Genomic DNA, 21,325 nt, shown 5'->3' with positions numbered 1-21,325 from the left:
GTAAGGCGATTACCCTGGAACAATGAGGAGATAACAAGATGCAACTGCCGTCACTGATCGAAATCCCCAACGGTGAGAAGGTCGTTCCGACGTTTTCGGATGCCGAGATGCAGGGCCGCCTGGCCCGCCTGCGCCAGACCATGGCCGCCCATGACATCGATGCGGTAGTGCTGACCTCCTACCACAACATCAACTACTTCAGTGATTTCGTATATTGCAAGTTCGGCCGTGACTATGGCCTGGTGGTGACCCAGGAGCGCTTCACCACGGTGACGGCCAACATCGATGGCGGCCAGCCCTATCGCCGCAACCGGCTGGGCGACAATATCGTCTATACCGACTGGCAGAAGGACAACTTCTTCAAGGCCGTGAAGCAGCTCTGCGAAGGCAAGCGGCGTGTGGGCGTCGAGTTCGACCACCTGACGCTGCAGAACCAGCAGAAGCTGCTGGCCGCCCTGGGCGACGTGGAGCTGGTGGATATCGGTGTGCCCACCATGAAGCTGCGCATGATCAAGTCCGCCGAGGAGATCGCGCTGATTCGCCAGGGAGCGCGCATCGCCGATGTGGGTGGCGTCGCCGTACGCGATGCCATCACCGCTGGGGTGCCGGAGTATGAGGTGTCGCTGGCCGGTCAGGCGGCGATGGTGCGTGAGATCGCCAAGACCTATCCGAACAGCGAGCTGATGGATACCTGGGTCTGGTTCCAGTCCGGCATCAACACCGACGGCGCCCATAACCCGGTGACCAGTCGCCGCGTGCAACCCGGCGATATCCTCAGTCTCAACACCTTCCCGATGATCTCCGGCTACTATACCGCCCTGGAGCGTACCCTGTTCCTCGGCCACGCCTCCGATGAGCACCTGCGCCTGTGGGAAGCGAACTGTGAAGTCCACCGTCGCGGACAGGAGCTGATCAAGCCCGGCGTGCGCTGCTGCGACATCGCCCACGAGCTCAACGAGATCTTCGCCAAGCATGACCTGCTTCAGTACCGCACCTTCGGCTATGGCCACTCCTTCGGCACCCTGAGCCATTACTATGGCCGCGAGGCGGGCCTCGAGCTGCGTGAAGATATCGAGACCGTGCTCGAGCCCAACATGGTGGTCTCCATGGAGCCGATGATCATGGTGCCGGAAGGCCGGCCGGGAGCCGGTGGCTACCGCGAACACGATATCCTGGTGGTCAACGAGCACGGGGCCGAGAACATCACCGGCTTCCCGTATGGGCCGGAGCACAATATCATCAAGTAAGATCAACCAAAGGGGAGCCGATGCTCCCCTTTTTTGAGTAAAGATCAGTTCACGTCCCTCGCTGCTTATTCTGGTGATTATCTCATGTAATTTTGTTCTATGGGTTGCCTTAAGGTATCGGGGATGTACTGCTTGAACAGGCGTTGGGGAGTCGAAATGAGCAATGTCAAGATCGAGAATATGGACTGGGTGTCCTACAAGGAGCTCACCGAGAACGGAAAAAGTAAGATCATTCTACCGATCGGGGCCATCGAGCAGCATGGCCCCCATATGTCACTGAATCCGGACGTGCTGATTCCCAGTCATATTGCCGAGCAAGTAGCACAAAAAGCCGGCAAGATGCTCGTGGCACCAGCGATCAGCTATGGCTACAAGTCGCAGGTCAAGTCTGGAGGCGGTAATTTCTTTCCGGGTACGACCTGCGTGTCGGCGAGTTCCCTTGAGAACTATGCCTTCGATGTCATGCAGGCCTATGTGAATCATGGTAATCGGGAGTTCATTCTGATCAATGGGCACTTCGAGAACTCCATGTGCCTGTGCGAGGCCGCCGACAAGCTGGTCAACAAGTGCAGGGTGGAGGGTATAAGTATCAAAATCTACCTGCTGTCCTACTGGGACTTCATCAGTGAAGCGACCATCGAAAAAGTGTTCCCGGATGGCTTTGCTGGCTGGGCCGTCGAGCATGGAGGCGTGTTGGAAACCTCCATCATGTTGAAGATTCATCCGAACCTGGTCGATATGTCAAAAGCAGTCCATGTGGAGCCGGCCACCTTCCCGCCTTACGATGTCTTCCCCCCCGATCCCTCCTGGGTGGCACCTTCCGGCACCCTCTCATCACCGCTGAAATCCACGGCGGAGAAAGGGGAGCTGATCCTGGATGAGTGCATCTCGGGAATCGTGATGCACTTGAGTCAGGGCGATAGCCTTTGATAAAGGCCGTATCCATCTGCGTAAGTCGGCAACAAAAGAACCGTCGTTGCCAAACTACAATAACAGTGAGGTGAAATTCTATGGCAAACAGAAACGTGGAACGCGACAAGATAACGGGGGGTAAGGAACCCGTTACTATTCCTCGATTCACGGGGAGTGACTTGCCGCCCATAGGCAGGCTGGTCATTCAATTTACCCCGCCGATCGCCATCATCGCGCTTATCGTGATGGTGTTGAGGAAGCCCGACGGCGTCGCCTCCGTTATTTTTGACATGCGGACGTACGTCACCGGTGGCTTTACCTGGCTGTTTATCCTCTACTCCCTTTTTGCCGTGGCGGTATGTGCCTGGCTGGTGTTCAGCAAGATTGGCAAGCAAGTACGGTTGGGTGGGCCCAACGCGAAGCCGGAATACAGCAACTTTGCCTGGTACTCGATGCTATTCGCCTGCGGGCAAGGTATCGGGCTGATCTTCTGGTCCGTGGCCCAGCCGATCATGTTGCGCGACGCAAGCCCGGTCATTCAGTCGCTCGAGGGCAACGTGGCGGGGGGCGGGCTGGTCTGGGCCTACTTCCACTGGGGCTTCACTGCCTGGGCCATGTATTGTGTCGTGGCCGTATGCCTGGCCTACTCGCATCACAACCTGGGCAAGTCCCTGACGTTCCGTGAGGCGACGGTTGACATATTGCCGCGCTGGGCCCAGGGCGGCGCCGGTGTGGTCGTCGAACTTCTGGCGATCATGGCGACCATCCTCGGTCTGTCCACCTCCTTCGCCTTTGCGGCGATGCAGTTCACCTCGGGGCTTACCTCCTTCACCGGGCTGGCTTCCAGTCCCACCATCTGGCTGTTCGTCATTGTGGGGCTGGGGACTGCCGCGGCCATCTCGGCCTTCTTCGGCATCAGCCGAGGCATGCGCCTGATCAGTGAAACGAATTCGATCCTGAGTGTCGTGCTGGTGGTTGCCGCCTTTATCTTCGGGCCGACGCTGTTCATTATCTCCAACATCACTCAGACCTTCGGTTCCTATTTCACCAACTTCATTCCCATGAGCTTCTGGACGGATGCGCCGAGTACCGCCGAGCCATTGACATCATGGCAGCAGAGCTGGAACGGGTGGTGGACCGTGTTCATCTGGTGCTGGGTCATTGCTTTCTCGCCCTTCGTTGCCGGATTCATCGCACGTATCTCGCGGGGCCGCACGCTACGTGAGTTCGTGATCGGCGTCACCGTCATTCCTTCCCTGATCGTCATGGTGTGGATTGGCGTGCTGGGGTCTGCCGCCATCTACTACGATGATCGTTCGGGACGCGGAATCTCGGCAGCGGTGAACGACAACGTCGCCAGTGGGCTGTTCGCCATGCTGGAGTCGATTCCGATCGTCGGCAGCCTGCTCCTGGTGGTCGCGACGGTACTGGTAGCGACGTACTACGTGACGTCGTTGGATGCCGGCACCTATGCGCTCGCGGACTTCGTCTCTGCACCGAAAAGGGCGGGTGCCTGGTTCCGGGTCGTTCTGGTGATCAGTATCGGGGCGGTTGCCACCATACTCCTGACCCTGGGGGGCAGCGGCGTCGTCGATACGGTTCAGACCGGCACCATCATCGGGGCCTTCCCCTTCTCGATCGTGATTCTGCTGATGATTATCAACACGATAAGAAGGCTACTCAACCGGGATCGTTCGACCAAGGAGCTGGAGAAGGTGGTGAACAATCCCGATCCCGATGTAGAGCTGAAGGTCAATGGTGAAGGTGACGTTCAGGCTGTAACCGACGATGGACTGAAACCGAGTGGTTTAGGCGCGCGATAGCCGATAAATTGCGCTGAACCCTGGTAGAGCACGGCGTCGGTAGAGAGCATGGACGCCGCTTGACGACTGGCCTGACAGCTGCCTGACGCGGCTGCCAGGCCAGGTGCATGATGAAGTCGACAAGACCTGTATGGTGAGTCGGTACTGTCCTTCAGAAGCGACTAGATATTGGCCAGCCCTGAACGCAGGAAGTCGAGCACGTGCCGAGAGGCAGTGTTGAGCTCGCGCTCCTTGTAGTACAGGCCGATGCAGACGCTCTCCAGTTCCGGCAGGTCCCTGGCGCTGCTCGCATGCTTCAGGTTATCGGGAATCACTGACTTGGCCATCGCCGTGATCCCCAGGCCCTCCTCGACGGCAGAGAAGATACCCAGCAGGCTGGTGCTCGTGTACATGAAGCGGAAGGGGTGCTGTTGTCCTTGCAGGGCCTCTTCCATGATGGAGCGGTAGACACACCCCGGCGGGTAGGCAATCAGCGGGATGGGCTCCTCATGGCCATTGATGAGGCGACTGTCCTTGTAGACCCACTCCAGGCTCTCCAGGCGGTAGTCGCGGGAGTCCCTGTCCTCGTTCGTCTTGGCTCGCTCCATGGCCAGGGCGATATCATAGTGCCCCTTCTGGTAGCGCTGGAGTATCACCTTGCTGATCTCGCAGTCAACCTCGATGATGATATTGGGGTAGACGCGAGACAGGTTTCTCAGCGCCTTGGGCAGGAAAGCCAGCTCGAAATCGTTGGGAATGCCGAGCCTGACCTTGCCGGAGATGTGATCCCCCCTGACCTTGGCAATGATCTGGTCGTTGATCTCCAGTATCTGTCGCGCAGCCTCATAGAGATATTCCCCATCCTCGGTCAGCTCCAGGCTGGATCCGCGCAGGAATATCTTGGTATTCAGTATCTCTTCCAGCTTCTTTATCTGAAGACTGATGGCCGGCTGTGAGCGGCCAAGCAGTTCGCCGGCACTGGTGAAACCTCCCAGGTCTTTTATGGTGACAAAGGTTCTCAGCAGGTCGGTCGGGATATTTGTCATCGTTATGCCATTTTGATCTTTTATGAGGCCATTTAGCATACAAATTGGCGGGACATCAGGGCGTAAAATACCTTGATGATGCCGGAAGAGGCAATACATGAGCCCCACATCGAGGGCAGAAACAACAACAAGAGGATGTGCAGATGAACTCCTGGGTATTGAGCACCTTTCTGGTGCTGACCTGCTATATGTTGATCCATTCGGGTGCCGTTTACCTCCGCAGAGAGCTGAAGCAAAAATTCGCTGACGGATCGAAGAGGAGGTGACCATGGATGCCTACAAGCTGTTCAACTGGGGCCTGCTGATCCTGACCTTCGGCCTGCTGATCTATCTCGGTTTCCTCTCCTCGAAGTACATGAACAAGAGCGATGAGGGGGGCTTCCTGGTGGCCGGTCGGTCGCTGGGTGCCTTCGTGGCGGCCGGTACCATCGTCGCCACTGGCTTCAGCGGCTGGGGCTTCATGGGCTCTCCCGGTGTCACCTACCAGTTCGGCGCCATCGAGGTGCTGGGCAACTTCTTCTTTGCCCCCGCCATGATGATCGCTGTGCTCTACTTCGCGCGCTTCCTGCAGCGTCGGGCCCTCGAGATGGGCAGCAACACTATCCCTGAGTATATCGCACAGAGCCATGGCAGCGGTGCCATGGGGCGTGTGCTGCAGGGTGTGGCTGGTTTCATCACCATCCTGCTGCTGATGGTCTTCCTGACCAGCCAGATCAAGGCCGTGGGTCTACTCGGCGCCAGCTGGCTGGGAATCGAGCTCAACCAGAGCGCCTTCCTGATGGTCTCGGTGATCATCGTCTATACCATGCTCGGTGGCCTGGCCGCCGTCGCCTGGACGGATACGGTCATGGTCTGCGGCATGGCCCTGGCGGCGGTCATTATCCTGTTGCAGATCCTTACCTCGGTGGACCTGGGCACCTGGGAGGCATCGCTGAACGCCATTGACCCGGAGCTGCTCAACCCGACCACTGGGGCGCACTACGGCGACTCCATTGGTACCGTCTTCCTGGTGCTGCCCTACGCCTTCCTGTTCGCTGCCGTGTTGCCCTACATGGCCATCCGATTCCTGGCCATGCGGCCGGATGTCAAGCTCCACAAGGTGGGCGTCTATGTGGCCATACTTGGTGCTCTGCTGAGCCTGATTCCCATCGTGGGGCTCTACGTGCGCATGCATGTTCCCGACCTGGCCGACCCCGACATGGCCATGCCGGTCTACCTGGAGCAGTTCATGCACCCCGCCGTTCAGGGGGTGATCACGCTGTTCATCATCTTCGCCATGAAGTCCACCGCCAACTCTCTGCTGCACACGGTGGCCTCGGCGACCTCCCACGACCTGCGCCTGGCGCTGTTCGGCCCAGTCTCCAGCGAGCGCCTGGCGCTGATGATCAATCGCGCCGCGGTGGTGGTGCTGGGCTTGGTGGCCCTGGTGATGATGCTCTATGCCCCGCCCTTCATGCTCTCCTGGTTAGGTATCCTCGGCTCCGGCACCCTGCTGGCCAGCATGATCGGGCCGGTATTTATCTCCACCTTCTGGCAGGGCAGCGCCTGGGGGGCACTCAGTGCCATGCTGGTAGGCTTCTTCACCAGCGGCTACATGATGCTGTTTGCCGACGTGGGCTGGCTGATCGGGCCTCTGACCGGCTGCGTCGTTTCTTCGGCTTGCTATGTGGTGATCTCGATACTGACTCGCCAAAAGAGCTTGCAGAGGCAGAGTGTCTAGTTGGACTGCTGCCCTGTATGAAGGCGCTGAGCCACTGGCTCAGCGCCTTCAGCAGATTTCGCCCGCCCGCAACTCAAGTGGGCTTCACCCGCTTCCTGTGAGGGCTTGTTGCCTGAGAACGCCTCACCGAGTTGCTGCACCGCAACAGTGCTCCATGATCACCTCTGGTGCACGGGGCGCTGAGCTTTCCCGTCAGCCAAGCTCGCAATATCGCCACTATGTGCAGAGCGCACACCTTTGATGCCTCGTCGCGCGCCACCCACCACACTGCCGCGGTGTCCCTCTCGCAATCGCAAGAGATGGCATGTGCCTTGCATTAAATCATGCAGAACGTTCCTCGATGCGAAAAATCAAGGGGTTACTGTATGAAACATTCCGACTATCCGCTAAGTGAAGTGCCCGGGGAGGCCCGCAAGGGTCTCGTCTCCACCTCGCTTGTCCTGCTGGGCTTTACCTTCTTCACGTCCACCATGTGGGCCGGTGGCGCCCTTGGCGAAGCCTTCGCCATCGGGGACCTGCTGTGGATCATCCTGATCGGCAACCTGCTGCTGGGCAGCTATGCGGCCACGCTGGCCTATATCGCCTGTCGGAGCGGGCTCAACTCGGTGCTGATGGGGCGCTTCTGCTTCGGTGAGCTGGGCAGCAAGTTGTCCGATGTCATTCTCGGTTTCACCCAGATCGGCTGGTACGCCTGGGGAACCGCGACCATCGCCCTGGTGCTGGTCAAGGCCACCGGCATCCCCGATGCCTTCACGGCGCCGCTGATGGTGGTGTTTGGCCTGGCCTTCTGCATCACTGCCATGGTGGGCTACCGGGGGATGGATCTGCTGTCTCGGTTTGCCGTGCCGGCCATGCTGATCTTCATCCTGATCAGCCTCTACAAAGGGTTCATCGAGATCGGCGGGTTCACCGGCCTGGACGCCCATGCACCCACCGCCAGCATGAATGTGACGGCGGCCATCACCATCGTAATCGGCACCTTCATCAGTGGGGGCACCCAGGCGACCAACTGGGCGCGCTTCGCTCGTACCCCGAAGATTGCGGTGATCGCCACCCTGGCGGCCTTCTTCGTCGGCAATGGTCTGATGATTCTGACCGGTGCCTTCGGTGCGCTGGTCTACCAGCAGGCGGATATCGTGGATGTGTTGATGGCGCAGGGCTTCATGACCCTGGCCGTGCTGATGCTGTTCCTCAACATCTGGACCACCCAGGACAACACCATCTACAACTTTGCCGTCGCTGGCTGCAACCTGATGCGCACCGACAAGCGCCGGATCGTCACGGCCAGCGGTGCCATGGTGGGGACCGTGCTGGCCGTCGGTGGCATGTACAACCTGCTCATCCCCTTCCTGCTGCTGCTGGGCACCTTCATTCCGCCCATCGGCGGGGTGATCATGGCCGACTTCTGGCTCAAGCACCGGGGCCGTTATCCCGTCCTGGCCCAGGCCAGCCTGCCGGCCTTCAACTGGCATGGCCTGGGTGCCTACGCCATCGGCTCTGCGGCGGCCTATGGCTCGCCCGTGCTACCTCCGGTAGTCGGCGTGCTGGCCGCCGTGGTCGGCTACGGGGTGCTCTATCACTTGCCCCAGCGCCTTGCCTCGATGCGAGTGGTGAAGGGCTGATGGCCCTCTGCTGCGCCGACATCGTGCGCCTGCCTGGCCTGGACGGTATTCGTCTCAAGGCCGGCTGGCAGGGTAGTCAGAACGTCATTCGCTGGCCCTATATCGCCGAGAGTCGCACCTTGGCCCCCTGGGTGCGCGGCGGCGAACTGGTCTTCGTGACAGGCATCAGCCGGCCGCGTGGCGAGGTAGAGCTGCAGCAGCTGGTGCGCGAGGGGGTGGAGCAGCAGGTGGCAGGGTTTGTCGTCCTGGCCGGCGACGACGGCATGCGTGAGATCCCGGCCAGTGTCATCAGGCTGGCCAATGAGCTTGGCTGTCCACTCTTCGAACAGCCCTATGCCCTTCCGCTGGTGACGGTGACCGAAACGCTCAGCAACACCATCGTGCAGGACAACCTGGCTGGTCAGTCAACCAAGCTGTTCCTGTCGAGGTTGCTCAACGGTGCGGCGGGAACGCCGGAGCTGATCGAGCTGCGTGCCGGGGAGTTGGGGATCAGTGCCGCGAGGGGTTATGTGGTAGTGGCGCTGCGTCCGGTGGCCCTGGAGAGGAGCGAGGGAATCGCTCAGCCCTGCGCCCAGCAGGAGGAGCTGATGGAGCGGCAGGTGGCAGCGCTGCTCGAGCGGCGCGGTATCGAATGGCCGGTGCTGCGGCACGCCCAGTGCTGGCTCATGTTGTGGCCTGCCAGCCCCGACGGCATGACGGAGCTGCCGGATGAGCTTGAGCAGGCCATGGCGATCCTGCAGTCGCAGCAGCCCGACTGGGCGCTACATGCCGGTGTCAGCGAACTGCACGTGGGGCTGTACCAGCTGGCCGACGCCGCCGAACAGGCCTGCCAGGCGTTGCAGTTTGCCCTCCAGCATCACGCCAGCCGCCTGTGTTTCCACGAGCGGCTCGGCATTGCGCGACTCTTTGCCGCCATTCCCCAGCGCACCCTGCTGGCGAATTTCTGCGAGCAGCAGCTGGGGCCGCTCTGCTTTGCCCTCGGCCCGGAATCGAGCGAGCTGAAGCAGACGGTCAGGCGTTATCTCGACTGCGTCGGCAACCAGCTGCAGGCCTCGGAGGCCCTGGGCATCCATCGCAATACGCTGCGTCAGCGGCTCAAGCGCTTTGAACGGCTTGTCGGGCATTCGCTTCATGACCCTTATGCGCGTCTGAATATTCAAAATGCCATGCTGATCGAACAGATGCTGTTTCAGCACCACACCCTTGACCCCTTCGAGAGGTAGACCATGGAAGTCATCAATGCACGCCTGCGCCACACGCAGGCCATCGGCAATGGCGTCTTCTGGAGATCCTGGTACAGGTCGGTTTGATGGCAACTTGAGTTGCCCAGCGGCGGATCACCCATTAAGTGTGGCCACTGAGCTTGCTCTGAAGGAGTTGCTGGAAAAGCCGGAAGCTGGGAGTGGCATAGGCGTGGCTCCAGGCCGCGATGGTTTCAACGGTGTAATCGTCGTGATCCAGCGGAACAACGGTAATGTCATCACGCTGAAAGCGATTGATACAATCTGAATACAGGGAGACGCCCATGTTGGCAGCTACCAGGCCGAAAATACCGCTGCTGGTACTGGCCTCCTGCACTATCTGGGGAGTGAAACCGGCCTGTAAGCAGATCTTGAAAATATACTGGCGAAACTCGTTCCAGCCGCTTTCCGTGCCGAGAATGAACTTCTCGTCAGCCAGATCCCGAATGCTCAGCCGCTTCATGCCAGCAAGGTGGTGACGCTTGGGAAGAATTACAACGATGCGCTCCAAGGCAGCACGAAAGGTGTCGATACCCTCGATGTCCAGCGGGCCGATCAGAAACCCTACATCAATCTCATGATCCAGCAGTGCCTTGTGCTGGGTGTGGGACGGCATATAGACAAGGTCCACCGAGATCTCGGGATACTTTTCCTTGAAAGTCTCAAGAATGCTGGGCAATACGCCGTTAATGGAAAAATCATTGTAGGCAATGGAGAGATGTCCGATGTCGCCGCTGGCTGCCTGCTGGGCAAGGTGGGTGGCTCGCTCCAGATGGGTGATGGCCTGCTGGCACTCCTCCATGAAAAGCCTGCCAGCCACGGTCAGCTCCACCTGACGCGTGGTACGTGTAAAAAGCTCGGCACCAATGCTCTCCTCCAAGCCTTTGATAAGTCGGCTTAGAGCCGGCTGAGTGATGCATAATACCTCTGCGGCCTGCTTGAAATGGAGGGTATTGGCGACGGCGAGAAAGGCTCTCACCTGACGCAGATCGAATCGTATATTCATGCATTCACCGGTAATAATCTTTGCAAAAACGGCATTAGACGCAATGATTGATAGGCTCTAGGATTCCAGGTGTCAAGTCAAAATTTATGTCACGAACCTGAGTCTCAAGCTTGAGAAATAGAAGGTGAGTATACCATGAAGGCATCTTCAGCTGGTCGTGATTTACCAGGCCACTGAGTAGCTGCCTGTCAGCATAATCCAACAATTAATGTGAGGTATGAAATGGCTCGTATTGGAGTGGATGTCGGTGGGACGAACACCGATATTATTCTGGAGACTTTCTCGTCTGACTCCGTTGGCGCTGGAACATTCCGCCATAAGGTGCCGAGCACGACGCAGGATCAGTCGATAGGCGTTTTGAAAGGTGTGCTGGAGGTCTGTGAAAAGGCAGGAATTCAGAGAAGTGAAGTCAGCACTATCGTGCACGGCACGACCGTGGCGACCAATATCTCCATAGAGCACAATGGTGCAGAAGTGGGCATGCTGACTACCAGAGGCTTCAGAGACATTCTACACATCGGCAGACACAAGCGCCCTCACAACTTTTCCCTCCACTTTGATGTTCCCTGGCAATCCAACCCCTTGGTTAAAAGAAGGAACCGAATACCCATTTCGGAGCGAATCCTGCCCCCCTCCGGTGACGTAGAGGTTCCCCTGAATGAAGAAGAAGTCAGGCAGGCTGCCAGGAAACTCAAGGAGTCGGGTGTCAAGTCAGTTATTGTTGGATTTCTGTTCTCATTCCTCAACAAAGACCATGAGCTACGAGCGAAGGAGATAGTCCTGGAAGAAATGCCAGACGCCTATGTGTGTTGCTCGTGTGAAGTTGTAGATGCCATGCGTGAATATGAGCGATTTTCTACCACTGCCATGAATGCCTATGTTGGCCCCAAGACCTCAATGTACCTGAATAACCTCGAGCGTCAGCTAAAGGAGAACGGCATCGATGCGGACTTGAGAATCATTCAGTCAAATGGTGGGCTAGCAACAGTAGATAGCTGTTGTGAGAAGCCAGTGAATATTCTCATGTCTGGCCCTGCCGGTGGTGTTATTGGAGGAAGCTACTTTGCCGACCTTGATGAAGAAAAAAATATCATAACCGTAGATATTGGCGGAACCTCGGCAGATATCTCGACCTTGGTAGAGGGTGATATCAAGATCATGAACCCTCGGGACTCCTATGTTGCTGGGCACCCTGTGATGGTTCCCATGATTGACCTGATCACTATCGGTGCCGGAGGTGGTTCAGTCGCTTATATCGATGAAGCCGGCGGTTTCCAGGTTGGCCCACGTTCAGCGGGTTCAATGCCCGGTCCGGCCTGCTATGGCCGTGGGGGAGAAGAACCTACTGTCACCGATGCTAATATTTTGCTGGGTCGGCTGGATCCGGATCAGATGTTAGGTGGGGATTTAGAAATCAACTCCGACCTTTCATATAAGGCCATCAAGGAAAAGATTGCAGAGCCACTTGGCATGAGTGTGACAGACGCTGCGCTAGGCATTATCAAGATCGTCAATAACAACATGGCACTTGCTATTCGCTCCAACTCTGTTGCCAAGGGGGTGGATCCCAGAGAGTTCATGCTGATGCCGTTTGGCGGTGCTGGTCCTGTTCATGGCCCTGCCCTGGCAGAGGAAGTAAATGCCAAAGGGGTTATAGCTCCGCCTGCACCCGGCATCACTTCAGCAGCTGGCCTGTTAACCACTAACCTTAAATATGAGATCACGAGATCATACCTGTGTGAGCTGACCTCAATCAGTGGCAACCAGTCCGAAGCCCTGCAGTCTCTGCTTAAGGAACTTGATGAAGAGGCCAGCAACAAGCTTATCAAGGATGGTGTCGAACCTTCCAAAATCAGGCTGACCAGATTTGCTGAGTGTCGTTATCATGGCCAAGGCTTCGAGCTCCGGGCAGAAATACCCGACGGTGAGCTGACCATTGATTCGGTTCAAAAGGTGGTTGAGAACTTCCATAGGCAGCATGATATTGATTACGGCTATCGGTATGATGATGCTGAGGTCGAGCTTGTGACACTTCGAGTCGTCGGAAGTTCTGACTCAAAAATCCTGGAGTGGAAGGCGCTTGAGCCAGCTAACGGAAAAGGCCTTGAAGAAGCCATCATGTATGAAAGAGAAACAACGTTCGATGCTGGGCAAACCCTCATGACTCCTCGCTATGATCGCAACAAGCTCCTGAGTGGCCACATTATCAATGGTCCGGCACTGGTCATGCAGCATGATTCAACGTCGCTGGTGCCGCCGGGATGGAGCGCATCCGTATCAAGCTTTGGAAACCTGATGATCTCGAAATCCAGTTAAGGTAGAGAGGGTGAGAAGATGGAAAACAAGAAAGTAGATCCAATTACCATGCAAGTGATCAGTGGTGCCCTGGATACCATTGCCGAGGAAATGGGGCATGTTCTCTACCGGATGTCGTTTTCATCAATCATTCGGGAGTCACAGGATCTGGGTGCAGGTCTGTTTGATAAAGACTATCAGACTATCTGTGAGTCAGAGTCGACGCCAATGCACATCGGTTCGATACCGGCTTATCTAAGAGGTGTTGAGAGGACACTTCAGGATGGCGAATGGCACGAGGGTGATGTTGTTGTTCACAATCACCCTTACTACGGATCAAGCCATACCCCTGACCTGGCAATCATTATTCCGATATTTTATAAAGGAGAGCTGGTCGGATTTTCTGCCAATACGGCTCACCACATTGATATTGGTGCTGCAACGCCTGGTCTAATCATTGATGTGGGTGATGTTTATGCTGAAGGGATGCTGTTTGCGGGCCTGAAGCTTTATGAGAAAGGCAAGAAGAATGAAGGCCTTGCGAAAATGATCACGGCGAACAGTCGGGCTTCTGTACAATTAATGAGAGACATTGAGGCTCAGATAGCCTCCGCTCAGCTGGGAGTCAAAAGGTTTCAGCAGCTGCTTGATAAATATGGGGAAGAGTTCACGTTCTCTGCCATTTACCAGCTTATGGACTACTCGGAAACAATGCTGAGGAACAAGATTTCCGAGATACCTGATGGTGAGTATCGAGCTGAAGGCCTCCTGGATGACGATGGAAGGAATCGCGATGTGCAGTTGCCAGTCGTGGTAACTGTAAAAATCAAGGGCGATTCAGTCACTGTCGATCTGACAGGGTCCGCCGATCAGACGCCGACTGCGTATAATGTACCTTTTGAGGGCTCCTGCAAGGTGGCTGCATTTGCCGCATTCAGGAAGTTACTGCTCGATTCCAGCAAGCTGGAAGTTCCTATTCCTTCGAATGAGGGCTCCTTCCGGCCTATTGATGTCGTGGCGCCTGAAGGCACCATATTTAATCCCATTTTCCCAGCGGCCGCTGAGGCACGCTTTACCCAGTGCAATATGATGATTGATCTGATCATCAAGGCACTGGCACCTGTTCTTCCAGACCAGACAATTGCCGGTAGTTCTGCTGCCATTTCCTTCGCTTCCTATGCAGGCTTGAAAGATGATGGTGATTACTGGGTGTTCCTGGAGGTAAATGAGGGGGCTTATGGTGGCCGCCCGCAGTCGGACGGACCAGATGCGATCGATAATCTTATGGCGAATACCAGGAACAACCCCATCGAAGACCTGGGAATGCATTTGCCCATGATCTGTGATCGGTATGAGCTGCGGGATGATGTCATGCCCGGGGCTGGTAAGTATCGAGGCGGTATCGGTGTTGTCAAGGCTCAGCGCGTTCTGACGCCGGGTTTTATTACACACGAGAGTGAAAGGCATACCCATGTACCCTGGGGGGCTTTTGGAGGTTCGGAAGGCGCCGTCGGGAAATGTGATATTTACAATTATCACTCAAAAGACAATGTCACAAGTATGCCCTCGAAGTTCTCTGGATATACCACGAAGGCCAATGATGTCATGGCATTCTATGCTCCTTGTGGTGGAGGGTATGGCAGCCCTCTGGAGCGTCCACCAGAACAGGTGAGGGAAGACGTACTTGATGATTTCTGTACAGTACAACATGCCTATGATGCCTACGGGGTTGTACTCAATGACAACCTGGAAATCGATCGCCTAGCAACTGCTGCAAGGCGTAGTGAAATGGGGGGCTGAGCTCACTAACCAGCAGGGGCGGACACCATTTTCCGTCCCTATGCTCCTGGCCTGATGAATAATTTCAAATACCAAGGGTTATCTTATGACTACATCAGATACTGGTGTTGCCAGCAGACCTGTGCCAAACGCGTCTGAAAAGAATCATCTACTAGAAGAATCCATACTCCCCGTAGTCAACAACCAGAGGCCAATTACGGCGTTGGGGTTTGTCTGGATCTGGGTTGGCATCGCCGTCATGATCGCCACCTTCCAACTTGGTGCCAATGGCATTACTGGTGTTCCACTCTTGCATGTTGTTCTGGTCATATTCCTTGCCAATGTGGTGCTGGCCTTGCTGATGCTTTTGACAGCTGATATCGGCACGGAGCATGGTCTATCGTTCTCGGTTTACCTCAGGGCTCCATTTGGTGTGTATGGAACGCACTTCCCTTCAGTGTTTCGCGGTATCATCGCTGCCATATGGTTCGGCATTCAAACATACCTTGGTGCATTGGCGCTCAATGGTATTTTTGAATACTTGACCGGCTTCTCCAACTGGGCTTTGTGGTATTTCTTATTTGCGGTCGTACAGGTGGCTAATACGGCAATGGGGATCAAGGCCGTTGAGCGGCTTGCCGCTATTGCGGCACCGGCCATTCTGGCTATCTCTATCTGGATGTACTTTACTCTCGACGTTCTTGCGCAAACCCAGGGAATCAATATCTGGAGATTTGTTGGCGATCAGGATGTGACAGTTCTCACCCTCTTTCTCGCCAACGTGGCATTCTGGTCTACATTGGCTATTGACATTCCCAATATCACTCGGTTTGTCAGATCCCCCTCTGGAGAAAGGCGCTTCTTCCATCGTAACAAGAATGTTCTGCTAGCTCAGCTTCTCGCACTTCCTGCGACTCAGGCTTGGATAGCCCTGATCGGTGCCGTATCTTTTATTGCCGCAGGTGACTGGAACCCTGTCACCGTCATTCAGGGACAGGGCGAGGGCCTGAGCCTGATCATTCTTCTTGTTCTTGTGATTCTGGCCCAGTGGTCAACCAACAATGCGGCGAACCTGATCCCTGCGGCGCTTGCTTTTGTCAATGCCGGAGCTCCGAGGGTTTCTTATCCTGTCGCGGTGGCGATAGCCGCTGTAGTAGGAACGCTGTTCATGCCCTGGAAAATTCTGGACAACCTTTTCAGCTTCCTGTTTTCTTATGGTGCCTTCCTCTCTGCCATCGGTGGAATCATGGTGGCGGATTACTACTTTGTAAGGAAGAGACGAATCAATGTTCCGGACCTTTATCGGGAGCGCGGTCAGTTTCACTATGTCAGGGGGTTCAATCCTGCAGGCATCATAGCATGGGTAGTCGCTGGCACGGTGGCATTCTATGCGGAGCAGTGGGCATTTGTTCTAGGCTTCTTGCTCGGTGCGCTGATCTACTTTGCCATCATGCGACTGTTTGTGATGAAGCGGTTTCCTCAGGACGAGTGTGGCGCGACTGTTTCGGATGATTATCTGGGAACCAGCGCGGGTTATAACTGGGTCTATGATCGAGAAGCCCGAGACTTCAAGCGTGTGCACTCCAGTGAGCTGAACAAGGATATCTCGCGAGAGGATCTCTAGGATATCGTGGTGCCGTTCTGGGTGGATTCTTGCTCGCGGCGGCATCAATTCTCTCATAAATGTAATTGGACGGCATCAAGCCGGGTAGTTAATCTTCAAGTTGCCTTATGGCACAAGTTTATTTGTGCATTCACCTGAATAAAAAATCTCTTTAATCTGGAGTAAGCGAAATGTCCCAAGATCTGATGGCAATGCTTGAGCAGGCCTTCGAAGAGTCCACCAAGCTTTACCAGGAGCGTGGTTTTCAGCGTCGTGTCGGTTTCGGCAAACGTCCGGCTCTGATAAGTGTTGACCTCGCCAATGCCTGGACCCGTCCGGGCAACCCCTTCACCTGCGATCAGGAGAAGATGGACAACGAGATCATTCCCGGTATGCAGAGGCTCCTCAAGGCATTCCGCGCCGCGAACCTGCCGGTTATCCACGTGACGACGGCCTACGAGATCACCGACCGCAACGCGCCCTTCACCGATATGGGCCTGTGGCACAACAAGATTCCCGTCGATGTTGTCGATCTTGCCGACAAGGAACTCTGGGCCATCGATTCGCGCATTGCTCCGGTCGAGGGCGAATATACGCTTCTCAAGAAGCGGGCCTCGTCCTTCCACGGTACCGAACTCGCAGGCATCCTGCGTGCCAATGGTGTCGATACGATCCTGGTGACGGGTGTGACGGCCTGCGCCTGTGTTCGCCAGACGATCTGTGACGGCATCGCGGACGGTTTCCGTCCTATCGCGGTCAAGGAGTGTATCGGCGACCGGGTGCCGGGAGCGGTAGCCTGGAACCTGTTCGATATCGATGCCAAGTTTGGTGATGTCGAGTCGGTGGATCGCTGCGTGGACTATATCGAGACCATCGGTCAGTCCAAACCCTGAGCCTGTCATCGGCTCATCGAACAGGAAGCGAGCCCTCTGGGGCTCGCTTTTGTTCGAGGGGGTGGTGCCGGTGGCGAGGTAGGCTATGATCTCGAACCTGCAACCGGGTCTACAGGATGGATTGCCATGACGCCAGGAGCGGCCACGCATCACCTCGCACAGCGAGAGCCCCTCTCGGTGGGCTTCGTCCTGCTGCACCGTTTCACGCTGCTGCCCTTTGCCGCCTTTGTCGATTGCCTGCGACTGGCTTCCGACGAGGGGGATCGCAGCCGCCAGCTGCGCTGCCACTGGCACTTCATGACCAGCGCCGGCCAGGAGGCCCTCTCCAGCTGCGGCGCCGCTGTTTCCCCCTGCCTGCCGTTTCGAGACCCTACCGAGTTCGACTATATCGTGGTGATCGGTGGCGTACAGGACGAACGCGACCGTACGGATTCCACCGCCCTGGCCTACCTGCGCCAGGCGGCGGAGGCCGGAGTGCCGCTGGTAGGGTTGTGCACCGGCGTCTTTGCCCTGATCCAGGCGGGGTTGATGAAGGGGCGTCGCTGCTGCGTCAGCTGGTATCACCATCACGACATGGTGCAGCGCTTTCCTGCCATCCAGCCGGTGGCCGATCGTCTGTTCATCGACGACGGGGACCGGCTCACCTGTGCGGGCGGGGCGGCGGCGGCAGATCTGGCCGCCTACCTGGTCGAACGACACCTGGGCAAGGCGTGGGCCATGAAGAGCCTGCATATCATGCTGCTCGATGAGGCCCGTGCCGGCACTCAGCCCCAGCCGCAGCCGGTGGTGTTCGGCAAGATCGAGGATCGCCTGGTGCGCCGCGCCCTCGCCGTGCTCGAGCAGCATCTGGGCGAAGCGATCTCCATGGAGGCGCTGGCCGAGCGGGTCGGCACCTCGCGCCGGAACCTGGAGCGTCGTTTTCAGGAAACCTTGGGCGTCGGCCCTCAGAAGTTCGCCCGGGACCTTCGGCTGCGCTATGGCGTCTGGCTGCTTCATTACACCGGCAAGAGCATCACCGAGATCGGCGAGCGCTGTGGGTTCGCCGATACCGCCCACTTTTCACGTCATTTCCGCAGTGCCTTCGGCATGACGCCGACGGAGATGCGCAAGCGCGCCGGCGAGCCCGGAAGCGACCGCGTCGATCCCTTCTTCCTGCATGTCGAGGGCCGCCCGGCACTCTGAGGCTCCCATGGGTGACCGCCCCTCCCCTCTAGTGTCCAGGATGAGTGTCATGCCCTTCGCGTGAGGCGCCTCCGTGCCCGCTCAGGCAGGCTTCCTGCTCCGGATGTACCCGGCGTTCCGGAAGTCTGTCGCATTTGTTCAATTCTTGTGCGCCGTCGTCGCCTTTAATCAATGGGTGAGCCGGATGATCTCGGCAGCGGTTATCTGCGCATAAGGATTTCAAATTTTTCACGCGGGCGGGACACCGATAGATTCGAGGAACAACCTGCCTGCTTTGTCACTACCGACAACAGTCACTACCGATAACAACAGGAGTCAGTCATGAACCAGGTTTCTCTCGCCGCCTTCGATTCCCAGATCGCCGCCGCCATCGCCGACGAGATGGTGCGCCAGGAAGATCACGTCGAGCTGATCGCCTCCGAGAACTACGCCAGCCGGGCCGTCATGGAGGCCCAGGGCACCCAGTTGACCAACAAGTACGCCGAGGGCTATCCGGGCAAGCGCTACTACGGCGGCTGCGAGCACGTCGACGTGGTCGAGCAGCTGGCCATTGACCGCGCCTGCGACCTGTTCGGCGCCGACTACGCCAACGTCCAGCCGCACTCCGGGGCCCAGGCCAATGCCGCGGCCTTCATGGCGCTGGTCAAGCCGGGCGACACCATCCTCGGCATGAGCCTGGCCCATGGCGGCCACCTGACCCACGGCGCCGCGCCGAACTTCTCCGGCAAGCACTACCACGCCGTGCAGTACGGCCTGAACCCCGAGACCGGCGAGATCGATTATGAGGAGGTCGAGCGTCTGGCCCGCAGCCACAAGCCCAAGCTGATCATCGCCGGCTTCTCGGCCTACGCGCGGGTGGTGGACTGGCGCCGCTTCCGCGCCATCGCCGACGAGGTGGGTGCCTGGTTCATGGTCGACATGGCCCACGTGGCGGGGCTCATCGCCGCCGGCCACTACCCGAGCCCGATCCCCCATGCCCACGTGGTCACCACCACCACCCACAAGACCCTGCGCGGTCCCCGCGGCGGCCTGATCCTCTCCGCCCACGGCGACGAGGCGCTTTACAAGAAGCTCAACGGCGCGGTCTTCCCGGGTCAGCAGGGCGGCCCGCTGATGCATGTCATCGCCGCCAAGGCGGTGGCCTTCAAGGAGGCCATGAGCCAGGAATTCGTGCAGTACCAGCAGCGGGTGATCGACAACGCCCGCGCCATGGCCGGCGTGTTCATCGAGCGCGGCTATGACGTGGTCTCCGGCGGCACCGACGACCACCTCTTCCTGGTCTCGCTGATCAAGCAGGGCGTGACCGGCAAGGATGCCGACGCGGCCCTCGGCCGCGCCCGTATCACCGTCAACAAGAACGCCGTGCCCAACGACCCCCAGAGCCCCTTCGTGACCTCCGGCCTGCGTATCGGCACCCCGGCGGTGACCACCCGCGGCTTCGACGAGACCGAGTGTGGCGAGCTGGCCGGCTGGATCTGCGACATCCTCGATGTGCTGTCCGTGCAGCGCAACAGCGACGCCGTGGAGGCCGAGGTGCGCGAGAAGGTCACCGCGCTCTGCGAGCGCCATCCGGTCTACGCTGAGGCCGCTGCTACCGATCAGCAGGTCCGCACCGAGGCTGCCGCCGCATCGGCGGTCTGATCGCCTTTACCAGTCAGGAGCGGTTTCAGGAGAAAGATATGCAACGTTATTCAGGATTCGGGCTGGCGAAGCACGCGCTCAGCCACCATGAGAACTGGGAGCGCCAGTGGCGCAATCCCACCCCCAAGAAGCAGTACGACGTGATCATCGTCGGCGGTGGCGGCCATGGCCTGGCCACCGCCTACTACCTGGCCAAGGAGCACGGTATCACCAACGTGGCCGTGGTCGAGAAGGGCTGGCTGGGCGGCGGCAACACCGCTCGCAACACCACCATCGTGCGCTCCAACTATCTGTGGGACGAGTCGGCGGCGCTCTACGAGCACGCCATGAAACTCTGGGAGGGGCTCTCCCAGGATCTCAACTACAACGTGATGTTCTCCCAGCGTGGGGTGATGAACCTGGGCCACACCCTGCAGGACATGCGCGACATCCAGCGCCGGGTCAACGCCAACCGCCTGAACGGCATCGACGGCGAGGTGCTGGACGCCAAGGGCGTGCAGGAGATCGTGCCGATCATGGACTGCTCGAAGAACGCCCGCTATCCGATCCTCGGCGCCTCCTGGCAGCCGCGTGCCGGCGTGGCGCGCCACGACGCCGTGGCCTGGGGCTATGCCCGGGCCGCCGATGCCCTCGGCGTCGACCTGCTGCAGAACACCGAGGTCACCGGCTTCAAGATGCGTGACGGCCGCGTCTATGGCGTTCACACCAACCGCGGCGACATCGAGGCGAAGACCGTGGGCTGTGTGGCAGCGGGCAACTCCGGGGTGCTGGCCGGAATGGCCGGTTTCCGACTGCCGCTGGAGTCCCATCCGCTGCAGGCGCTGGTCTCCGAGCCGCTCAAGCCGATTCTCGACACCGTGGTGATGTCCAACCACGTGCATGGCTACATCAGCCAGACCGACAAGGGCGACCTGGTGATCGGCGCCGGCATCGACGGCTACAACGGCTACGGCCAGCGCGGCAGCTACCCCACCGTGGAGCACACCCTGCAGGCCATCGTCGAGATGTTCCCGATCTTCTCGCGGGTGCGCATGAACCGCCAATGGGGCGGCATCGTCGATACCTGCCCGGATGCCTGCCCGATCCTCTCCGCCACGCCGGTGAAGGGGCTCTACTTCAACTGCGGCTGGGGCACCGGCGGCTTCAAGGCCACCCCGGGCTCGGGCCACGTCTTCGCCTGGACCCTGGCCAAGAACCAGACCCATCCGCTCGCGGCCCCGTTCTCCATCGACCGTTTCCACACCGGCGCCTTGGTGGACGAGCACGGTGCGGCCGGCGTTGCTCACTAACTTCTGCGAGCTGCGCCACGCGATGGCAGCGTTGTTCGACTCATCGG

General features: G+C 58.2%; 15 protein-coding genes. 13 read left to right on the top strand and 2 right to left on the bottom strand.

Annotated elements, in window-relative coordinates; genetic code table 11:
• Positions 1–38: 38 nt before the first annotated feature.
• The 3 genes from ACM26W_RS18590 to ACM26W_RS18580 all read left to right on the top strand — a co-directional run bounded on the left by ACM26W_RS18590 (position 39) and on the right by ACM26W_RS18580 (position 3,982).
• On the top strand, positions 39–1,247 hold the full coding sequence (locus tag ACM26W_RS18590; RefSeq protein WP_416138439.1) for a M24 family metallopeptidase: 1,209 nt from the start codon (positions 39–41) through the stop codon (positions 1,245–1,247).
• Between the two features lie 156 nt (positions 1,248–1,403).
• Positions 1,404–2,177: a creatininase gene (locus ACM26W_RS18585; RefSeq protein WP_416138438.1), complete on the top strand. Its 774-nt coding sequence runs from the start codon at positions 1,404–1,406 to the stop codon at positions 2,175–2,177.
• A 95-nt stretch (positions 2,178–2,272) separates the two neighbouring features.
• Entirely contained in the window at positions 2,273–3,982 is a 1,710-nt protein-coding gene (locus ACM26W_RS18580; protein WP_416138437.1) for a BCCT family transporter, read from the top strand.
• Positions 3,983–4,143: 161 nt separating this feature from the next.
• On the opposite strand, the gene ACM26W_RS18575 is transcribed toward ACM26W_RS18580, so the two are convergent.
• Positions 4,144–5,007, bottom strand: a complete 864-nt coding sequence (locus ACM26W_RS18575) for a LysR family transcriptional regulator (RefSeq protein ID WP_416138436.1) — start codon at positions 5,005–5,007, stop codon at positions 4,144–4,146.
• Between the two features lie 268 nt (positions 5,008–5,275).
• Here ACM26W_RS18575 and ACM26W_RS18570 point away from each other — a divergent pair, with 268 nt between their 5' ends.
• The 3 genes from ACM26W_RS18570 (at position 5,276) to ACM26W_RS18560 (ending at position 9,572) form a co-directional block, all read left to right on the top strand.
• Positions 5,276–6,727, top strand: coding sequence for a sodium:solute symporter family protein (locus ACM26W_RS18570; protein ID WP_416138435.1), 1,452 nt, complete (start codon positions 5,276–5,278; stop codon positions 6,725–6,727).
• A gap of 365 nt (positions 6,728–7,092) precedes the next feature.
• Positions 7,093–8,349 (top strand): cytosine permease, encoded by a 1,257-nt coding sequence (gene codB, locus ACM26W_RS18565; protein ID WP_416138434.1) that lies wholly within the window; start codon positions 7,093–7,095, stop codon positions 8,347–8,349.
• Entirely contained in the window at positions 8,349–9,572 is a 1,224-nt protein-coding gene (locus tag ACM26W_RS18560; RefSeq protein ID WP_416138433.1) for a PucR family transcriptional regulator, read from the top strand. The genes codB and ACM26W_RS18560 overlap by 1 nt, the downstream gene beginning before the upstream one ends.
• A gap of 121 nt (positions 9,573–9,693) precedes the next feature.
• Here ACM26W_RS18560 and ACM26W_RS18555 read toward each other — a convergent pair whose 3' ends face one another.
• Positions 9,694–10,596: a LysR family transcriptional regulator gene (locus tag ACM26W_RS18555; RefSeq protein ID WP_416138432.1), complete on the bottom strand. Its 903-nt coding sequence runs from the start codon at positions 10,594–10,596 to the stop codon at positions 9,694–9,696.
• A 222-nt stretch (positions 10,597–10,818) separates the two neighbouring features.
• Between ACM26W_RS18555 and ACM26W_RS18550 the strand changes: the two genes are divergently transcribed.
• The 7 genes from ACM26W_RS18550 to ACM26W_RS18520 all read left to right on the top strand — a co-directional run bounded on the left by ACM26W_RS18550 (position 10,819) and on the right by ACM26W_RS18520 (position 21,278).
• Positions 10,819–12,912 carry a hydantoinase/oxoprolinase family protein gene (locus tag ACM26W_RS18550; protein ID WP_416138431.1) on the top strand — a complete coding sequence of 698 codons (2,094 nt, stop codon included), beginning with the start codon at positions 10,819–10,821 and terminating at the stop codon, positions 12,910–12,912.
• Positions 12,913–12,930: 18 nt separating this feature from the next.
• Entirely contained in the window at positions 12,931–14,691 is a 1,761-nt protein-coding gene (locus tag ACM26W_RS18545) for a hydantoinase B/oxoprolinase family protein (RefSeq protein ID WP_416138430.1), read from the top strand.
• A gap of 85 nt (positions 14,692–14,776) precedes the next feature.
• Positions 14,777–16,294, top strand: coding sequence for an NCS1 family transporter (locus ACM26W_RS18540; protein WP_416138429.1), 1,518 nt, complete (start codon positions 14,777–14,779; stop codon positions 16,292–16,294).
• Between the two features lie 170 nt (positions 16,295–16,464).
• Positions 16,465–17,166 (top strand): isochorismatase family protein, encoded by a 702-nt coding sequence (locus ACM26W_RS18535; RefSeq protein ID WP_416138428.1) that lies wholly within the window; start codon positions 16,465–16,467, stop codon positions 17,164–17,166.
• A gap of 126 nt (positions 17,167–17,292) precedes the next feature.
• A complete protein-coding gene (locus ACM26W_RS18530; protein WP_416138427.1) occupies positions 17,293–18,348 on the top strand; it encodes a GlxA family transcriptional regulator in 1,056 nt (351 codons plus the stop codon).
• Positions 18,349–18,669: 321 nt separating this feature from the next.
• A complete protein-coding gene (glyA, locus tag ACM26W_RS18525) occupies positions 18,670–19,989 on the top strand; it encodes a serine hydroxymethyltransferase (RefSeq protein WP_416138426.1) in 1,320 nt (439 codons plus the stop codon).
• 38 nt (positions 19,990–20,027) lie between these two features.
• Complete coding sequence (locus tag ACM26W_RS18520; RefSeq protein ID WP_416138425.1) at positions 20,028–21,278, top strand: sarcosine oxidase subunit beta family protein; 1,251 nt, start codon at positions 20,028–20,030, stop codon at positions 21,276–21,278.
• Positions 21,279–21,325 lie beyond the last annotated feature (47 nt).

Origin of the sequence: Halomonas sp. HK25 (assembly GCF_047795635.1) — a bacterium.
GTDB lineage: Bacteria > Pseudomonadota > Gammaproteobacteria > Pseudomonadales > Halomonadaceae > Halomonas.
Note: the sequence above shows the minus strand (reverse complement) of the source record. Positions and strands in the feature narration are given on the sequence as shown.

Bases quoted from the DNA above. Each gene is read 5' to 3' on its own strand.
- ACM26W_RS18590 (WP_416138439.1), top strand. From the start codon at position 39: ATGCAACTGCCGTCACTGATCGAAATCCCCAACGGTGAGAAGGTCGTT.
- ACM26W_RS18585 (WP_416138438.1), top strand. From the start codon at position 1,404: ATGAGCAATGTCAAGATCGAGAATATGGACTGGGTGTCCTACAAGGAG.
- ACM26W_RS18575 (WP_416138436.1), bottom strand. From the start codon at position 5,007: ATGACAAATATCCCGACCGACCTGCTGAGAACCTTTGTCACCATAAAA.
- ACM26W_RS18570 (WP_416138435.1), top strand. From the start codon at position 5,276: ATGGATGCCTACAAGCTGTTCAACTGGGGCCTGCTGATCCTGACCTTC.
- codB (WP_416138434.1), top strand. From the start codon at position 7,093: ATGAAACATTCCGACTATCCGCTAAGTGAAGTGCCCGGGGAGGCCCGC.
- ACM26W_RS18560 (WP_416138433.1), top strand. From the start codon at position 8,349: ATGGCCCTCTGCTGCGCCGACATCGTGCGCCTGCCTGGCCTGGACGGT.
- ACM26W_RS18555 (WP_416138432.1), bottom strand. From the start codon at position 10,596: ATGAATATACGATTCGATCTGCGTCAGGTGAGAGCCTTTCTCGCCGTC.
- ACM26W_RS18550 (WP_416138431.1), top strand. From the start codon at position 10,819: ATGGCTCGTATTGGAGTGGATGTCGGTGGGACGAACACCGATATTATT.
- ACM26W_RS18545 (WP_416138430.1), top strand. From the start codon at position 12,931: ATGGAAAACAAGAAAGTAGATCCAATTACCATGCAAGTGATCAGTGGT.
- ACM26W_RS18540 (WP_416138429.1), top strand. From the start codon at position 14,777: ATGACTACATCAGATACTGGTGTTGCCAGCAGACCTGTGCCAAACGCG.
- ACM26W_RS18535 (WP_416138428.1), top strand. From the start codon at position 16,465: ATGTCCCAAGATCTGATGGCAATGCTTGAGCAGGCCTTCGAAGAGTCC.
- ACM26W_RS18530 (WP_416138427.1), top strand. From the start codon at position 17,293: ATGACGCCAGGAGCGGCCACGCATCACCTCGCACAGCGAGAGCCCCTC.
- glyA (WP_416138426.1), top strand. From the start codon at position 18,670: ATGAACCAGGTTTCTCTCGCCGCCTTCGATTCCCAGATCGCCGCCGCC.
- ACM26W_RS18520 (WP_416138425.1), top strand. From the start codon at position 20,028: ATGCAACGTTATTCAGGATTCGGGCTGGCGAAGCACGCGCTCAGCCAC.